Consider the following 5,590-nt stretch of genomic DNA (forward strand, 5'->3'; position numbering starts at 1 on the left):
TGCACAAGCTGTTTGCACCATTGCTGCTTTCAGCACTTTACTCAAGCGGTTTTAGCCTATTGGTACAGCTTCTGAGGCTGGCGGTCAATGGCGTTGCCGGAGATACAGATTGGTTCCCGCACTTGCAGGGCGAGAGGGAGATTGTTGCCTCCAGTGCCGCCACGATTTGTCAATGTTGGAGACACTTTGTGTGGCCCTGTATATCTCGCATCAATGCCATGATTCTCAAATAATTCAATAACCATGCGCGTTTCTTCTCCCTGCCGCAGCCCCATAACCAGCGGCTGATGTCCATGCTCCTGTGCCCGCAGCGTCCCAGCCACATCTTCAGAGCAGGACATGACGCCGCCGCCCTGGTCGTTGAGGCAGATCAGCGGCAGATGGACGCCCATCTGCGCCCGGAGCGTGGGCGTCATATCGGTTGTAATGTCCATGCGTTGCCCCCCATGACCGGTGAGGCAGAGAATGGAGGGCATCATGTTCCCACTGGCGGTCGCTTTCAGCGTTGGAGCGATCTCCTCCTGATAACCGATCCCGCCAGCCGAAGGGGCGGCTCCGGCGCAGAAGCCTGCTACAAACAGAAGTCCACCCGGCTTCAGCTCACCGCTGTTGATCGTTGGGGCGACACCATAGGGAGTAGAGATACGCCTTTGCTGGTTATCCCAGGGAGTCAGACTGCCAGCTACTCCAGCTGTAAACAACAGCCCGCCAGGATTCCGCCCGCCGCCTCCGTCCGCGCTGGCCAGGGTGGGGGCCTTGCTCTCCGGGGTGAAGATGCGGGCCTGCTGGGTGTCCCAGGGAGTGAGGCAGTCCTGCGCAATGAAGGTCTGCTGCTTCATTCCCGGCTGGGCGCTCAATGCACCGGCCACATCGTGGAGATCCCGTACCTCGTTCCTCTGGTTGGCGGCGAAGGCGATGGGTTCAGAGGCCGGAGCCGCCAGTGGGATCAGCCCCGCCTGTGCCATCAGCGCTGCTTTCAGCTGAGGCGGCAGCTCCTTCCCGCGTTCCCCCGCCCTGCGCAGGATACCCAGGCAGGCGGTCCTGCTCAAATAGTATTTGCGGGGCGGAGCGTCCTGCAAAATCTGCGATAAGGAAAATACGTCTTCTTCGCTGAGGGGTGCGGGGCCAGTATTGAGCATCGAAGACCCGCCAGGCCAGGGAGAAACCAGTTCCCAGTACGATTCGCCCAGCAGGTTGCCACGCCCAGGGGTGAGGTCCAGGGACATGAACGGTATCGCTTTTAACTCGGACGATCTCCTCGAGGACGATGCGGAAGTCCTCCCCCTTGGGGGTCCCTGAGCTGAACGCGCCGGGTACATTTTCCCAGCACATCCATCGTGGGCGAACAGCGAGCCCTGTCCGTCCTCGTTCCATATCTGCATTTCGCATCTCCTTCACAATTCGAATTTGTTCCATAAAAAGGCCGGAGCGGGCGCCGGACAAACCGGCTCTCGCTCCAGCCACACTGAGATCCTGACAAGGGCTGCCGCCGCAGATGATGTCCACAGGCGGCAATTCTGCCCCGTCCAGCTTGGTGATGTCCCCCACATGGATCATGCCGGGAAAGCGGTGCTTTGTGACTTCGATGGGGAAGGCTTCGATCTCACTGGCCCACACGGGCGTGATCCCGTTCCGGACCGCAGCCAGGGGGAAGCCGCCGATGCCATCGAAGAGGCTCCCCATAGTGAGTGTCATCCCATTGCCATCCCCATCCCTTCTGTGGGAGAAAAAGACACGGAAAGGATCTCCTGTGTACTGATCCTGCAAACAGGGATGCCAAGCTCCTCAGCGAGTTTCCGCTCTCCCTCCATGCCGGGGCTGACCCGATCTCCGCACAGCCACAGCGCATCGCACAGCTCCAGCATCTGATTCCCCATCTCGAGTCCCAGCTGGCGCTCCGCCGGATCATTGTCATTGAGCATCTGGGGGTACAGCAGATGCGGGGCGAATGGCGTGACGCCCTGGGCGATGGCATAGCGGCATGCCTGGCGTGCGAAATCAAGATTGTGCGCCACATCTCCGGAGAGGGGCGAGGCAATGTATACCAGTTGATTCATATCCGTCTTTTCCTCCTCTGTCCTTATTTGGGCGCCACGGCCTGGGCAACGCTGCGGGTGGTGTTGACGGCAGCCTGGGCGGTGTAGACGGCGCTCATGATGTTGGCTCGGGTGGTGGTGTCCAGGCCGAAGGTCCCGGCGATCCGGGGCACCTCTCCCTCGGAGAGCATGAGACCCAGTCCCAGCAGGGCGTGGTCCTTAAAGACCATCAGGCCGGCCACCAGGATGGTGGATTGAAGGAAGGCGGTCAGGCACAGGCCGATGACCTGCTTCATCCACTGAACAAAGCCGTCTGTATAGCCTCTGGGGACGCTGAACATATAGAGGCTTCCCACAGCAATCTGGATGAGCAGGATGCCGCCCCGTTTGAGGTTGGCGAAAAACACCTTGATCACCGCGTAGGCCATCATAATGATGCAGAATAAAAGCATGATGGGACTGGTGAGGACGCTCATGCCGAAGCTGGGCGCGCCCGCCATATCCGCGAGGCTCTCTACGCTCATCAGTTCCTCAATGATTCGTTCCCCCACGGTCCCGATGCTGGTTCCCGCCCCGGTCAGGCCGATGGCGAAGGTCCCCTGCAAGGATACCGACAGGGCGTAGAGCCGCACAGGTACTACGGTGAACAGGCTCACCGCCATGAAGCCCTTGATGGCGTTCAGCGCCGTATGCTGGAGGTTGCCTCTGCCGGTGGAGTATTCAATGCCGAACTCAAAACCGGAGACCACCAGGCTGACGCCAAACAGCGCCCAGCCCAGCTGAGAGAAAAACAGGACGATGGCCTCCACCCAGTCCAGCGCGAACAGCTCCACGCCCATGTTCCCCATTTCAGCAAAGAAGTTGGCGAGGAAGCCTACCACCTGCCCATAGAACCAGTCGATCAGATTGTCCATGATGGTGGACGCTACAAAATCAAAGATAAATATTGAGAATCACCTCATTTCCGTATCAGGCTCTTGGAAAAGACGCAGGTATTCCTCCGCCAATTCCCAGAGCCTGTCTATATCCAGCGTGGGACGGTAGATATCCCAATCCGCTTTTTCCCCGAAGTCAGGAGGCTTTTTCACGCCGTGAGGCACATCCCAGGAACGGATGGTGATGGAATCCACAGGTCCGGTACGCCGGTTCAGGACCGTCACCTGGATTCCGNCGTAATTGNCGCCTCCCGAGNTGAGCGCGGCCTTTGCCAGAGTTTCCCCGCCCAGCCGGATGTAGCAGACGCCGCCCAGACAGACAGCGTCCGGACGGCGTTTGGCGACGGCGTTCCGCAGTTCCTGTCCGAAGGGCATCCGCTGTCCGATCCCATCAAATCCCGATGATGCCCCAGATATAGGAGGGAGCAGAGAGGGTGAAGACCAGGCAGGCGAAGAGAATTACCGGGCCGGTCCACTCGAACTGGCCATGCTTGCGGTAATCAAAGTAAGCCATGCCCAGTTTGGTGAAGAAGGCGATGGCGAGGACCATGTCCAGCGCGGGGAAGACCACGTTCTCCACCACGGTCTTAATCTGGGTCGCGGCGTCGGTCCAGGTACTCTCCACCGCGGAGGCCACATCCCCGGCGGCGAAGGCGGGGGCGCAGCAGAGGGCCGCCACCACCATGGCGGCGGCAAGGATACGGAACATTTTCTTGAACTTCATGTTGATTTTCCTCCCTGTGTTCAAATCAAATTTACAGACGAGGAGCCGCCCTTGACAGGCGGCTCCCCATTCAGCATGGTCAGACCGGCTCAATAGCCGGTGCGAGGCAGGGGCTGGGCGGGCTTGTAGACCTTGGTGACCCATCTGCTGGTTGCCATGATCCACTGACCGTTGTACACACCGCCTACATCCGCCTGGTTGACGAACTGGGTCCCGCCAGTGAGCCAGGACACTACATTGCAGTACACCTTGGGCACCTCCACCTGGCGGAAATTGCCGGGTACGATGCCGAAGGAAACCATAAACTCCGTGACATACTCATTGGAGGCCAGACCCAGGGCGGCGGGAGAGGCGTCCAGCACATGGTTCTGCGTGGTGCTCAGGTTATCGTACATGGTACGGTACTCGCCGTTGAGATTGGTTTTGAACACGATCTTGTAATTCCCCTGGACGTTGTAGGTTCCGGTGACGATCTTGTCCAGCCGCACTGCCTGGGTGGGCAGAGTGTCCCTCCAATAGAAGGAGGTGAGCGCCGTGGTGGAATTGTTGGCGATGCCAGAGAAATCATAGCGTATCTGCTGGCCGGGCATAACCTCCACGAAGCCGATTTTCTTAATGCTGACGTTGGTGTACAGGGCCTTGTTGGTCATGGCCGTCTTGACGATCTGGCCGGCGTGCTCGATCTCCACCTCAATGGGGGTTTTGTCCAGCCCGTAAAAATCGGCAGCCTTGGATTCCACAATTTTGTATCGCCCTAACGGCAGAGGCTTTGACACAGCGACGCCATTTTTATCGGTGCGGATAGTATCCACCAGATTGCCGGTGCGGTAGTGGTAGATCTCGAACTCGGTACCAGGGATAGGCGTACCGGCGGGCCAGCCGTTCATGGAGTTGTAGTCCTCAGAGGTCTTGGTGATCTGGATCTGCCCGGTGATGGCGGTGTTCTCCCAGGTGATCTCGGTAGTGGTCCCATCAGTGACATAGACCGACTTCAGCTGGGTATCCACCAGATAACCGTCATTCTCCAACTCCCGCAGGTAGTAGCGGCCAGAGCCGGGCAGGTCGTCGATATGGACGTAGCCCTTGTCATCGCTGCTGTACTGCCCGATGGGATTCTTGTTGGCGTCATAGAGGAGGAAGGTCACCCCGTAGATGCCCTGCTTGGTAACGCTGTCGACCTTGTGAATCAGGATGCCGCTGACTGCCCGATTGGTGACGGTGACTGTGGTGGCTTTGCCGTCCCGGACGGTGAAGTAGGTGGGGGTGGCGTCCAGCTCGAAGCCCTTGCCGGCCTCAATCTCCACCGCGTAGTAGTCCCCGGCATCCAGATCCAGGTGGGCGCGGCCCTGCTTGTCGGTGGTGATAGTGTCCACCAAGCCGCCGTCCATGCGGCGGATCTCAAAGGTGGTGTTGGGGATTCGCTGGCTCTTGTCAGCCTCGTTGACCTTGATCAGCTCCAGCCCGCCCACAGGCGTGTTGTAGAATTTCAAAGTCTGAGCGTCTCCTACCTTGATCTGGATGGACTGGGGGGGGGTGTCCAGCAGGTAGCCGTCCAGGGTGCGGATCTCCTTGGCGATGATGGTCTTGCCGGGTTCCAGGCCCTCGATCACGATCCGGCCATTCTCGTCGGTGGTGTACTCGCCGTTGGCGCTGCCCAGCACCTGCCCGTTGGATTCGGTGACCAGGAAGGTCACGCCCTTCAGAGGGGTGGTGGTGCCGGTGATGTACTTCTCAATGACCAGCCGGGTCTTGGGGTCATTCTCGAAAGTGAGATCGTTGCCGCCGTTGGTTCCGCCACCCACATTGGTGCTGCCGCCAGTATTGCCGTTGGTGGTCCCGCCCACGGTGCCGCTGTTCACAGAGTTGGAGCCGTTTTTCACGATGATGGTCTGGGG

General features: G+C 59.3%; 5 protein-coding genes and 1 pseudogene. All 6 read right to left on the bottom strand.

From position 1 onward, the window contains the following. Positions 1 to 74: 74 nt before the first annotated feature. Positions 75 to 1,695 (bottom strand): annotated as a pseudogene (locus JX325_RS12105) (DNA cytosine methyltransferase); the annotation flags it as partial. Next, complete coding sequence (locus JX325_RS12110; protein ID WP_160211075.1) at positions 1,692 to 2,057, bottom strand: DUF4406 domain-containing protein; 366 nt, start codon at positions 2,055 to 2,057, stop codon at positions 1,692 to 1,694. The pseudogene JX325_RS12105 and the gene JX325_RS12110, both read right to left, overlap by 4 nt. A 23-nt stretch (positions 2,058 to 2,080) precedes the next feature. After that, positions 2,081 to 2,950 carry a conjugal transfer protein TrbL family protein gene (locus JX325_RS12115; protein WP_374220615.1) on the bottom strand — a complete coding sequence of 290 codons (870 nt, stop codon included), beginning with the start codon at positions 2,948 to 2,950 and terminating at the stop codon, positions 2,081 to 2,083. 39 nt (positions 2,951 to 2,989) lie between these two features. Further along, positions 2,990 to 3,346, bottom strand: a complete 357-nt coding sequence (locus JX325_RS12120) for a hypothetical protein (protein ID WP_204791370.1) — start codon at positions 3,344 to 3,346, stop codon at positions 2,990 to 2,992. Between the two features lie 16 nt (positions 3,347 to 3,362). Beyond that, positions 3,363 to 3,695, bottom strand: coding sequence for a DUF3852 domain-containing protein (locus tag JX325_RS12125; RefSeq protein ID WP_204791371.1), 333 nt, complete (start codon positions 3,693 to 3,695; stop codon positions 3,363 to 3,365). Positions 3,696 to 3,784: 89 nt separating this feature from the next. Beyond that, positions 3,785 to 5,590 (bottom strand): collagen binding domain-containing protein (locus JX325_RS12130; RefSeq protein WP_279380536.1); only part of this gene is annotated, 1,806 nt, incomplete at its 5' end.

The sequence above is a fragment of the Oscillibacter sp. CU971 genome, assembly GCF_905219725.1.
In the GTDB taxonomy this organism is placed as follows: domain Bacteria; phylum Bacillota; class Clostridia; order Oscillospirales; family Oscillospiraceae; genus Oscillibacter.

Coding starts and splice junctions, on each gene's coding strand:
- JX325_RS12110 (WP_160211075.1), bottom strand. CDS start 2,057: ATGAATCAACTGGTATACATTGCCTCGCCCCTCTCCGGAGATGTGGCG.
- JX325_RS12115 (WP_374220615.1), bottom strand. CDS start 2,950: ATGGACAATCTGATCGACTGGTTCTATGGGCAGGTGGTAGGCTTCCTC.
- JX325_RS12125 (WP_204791371.1), bottom strand. CDS start 3,695: ATGAAGTTCAAGAAAATGTTCCGTATCCTTGCCGCCGCCATGGTGGTG.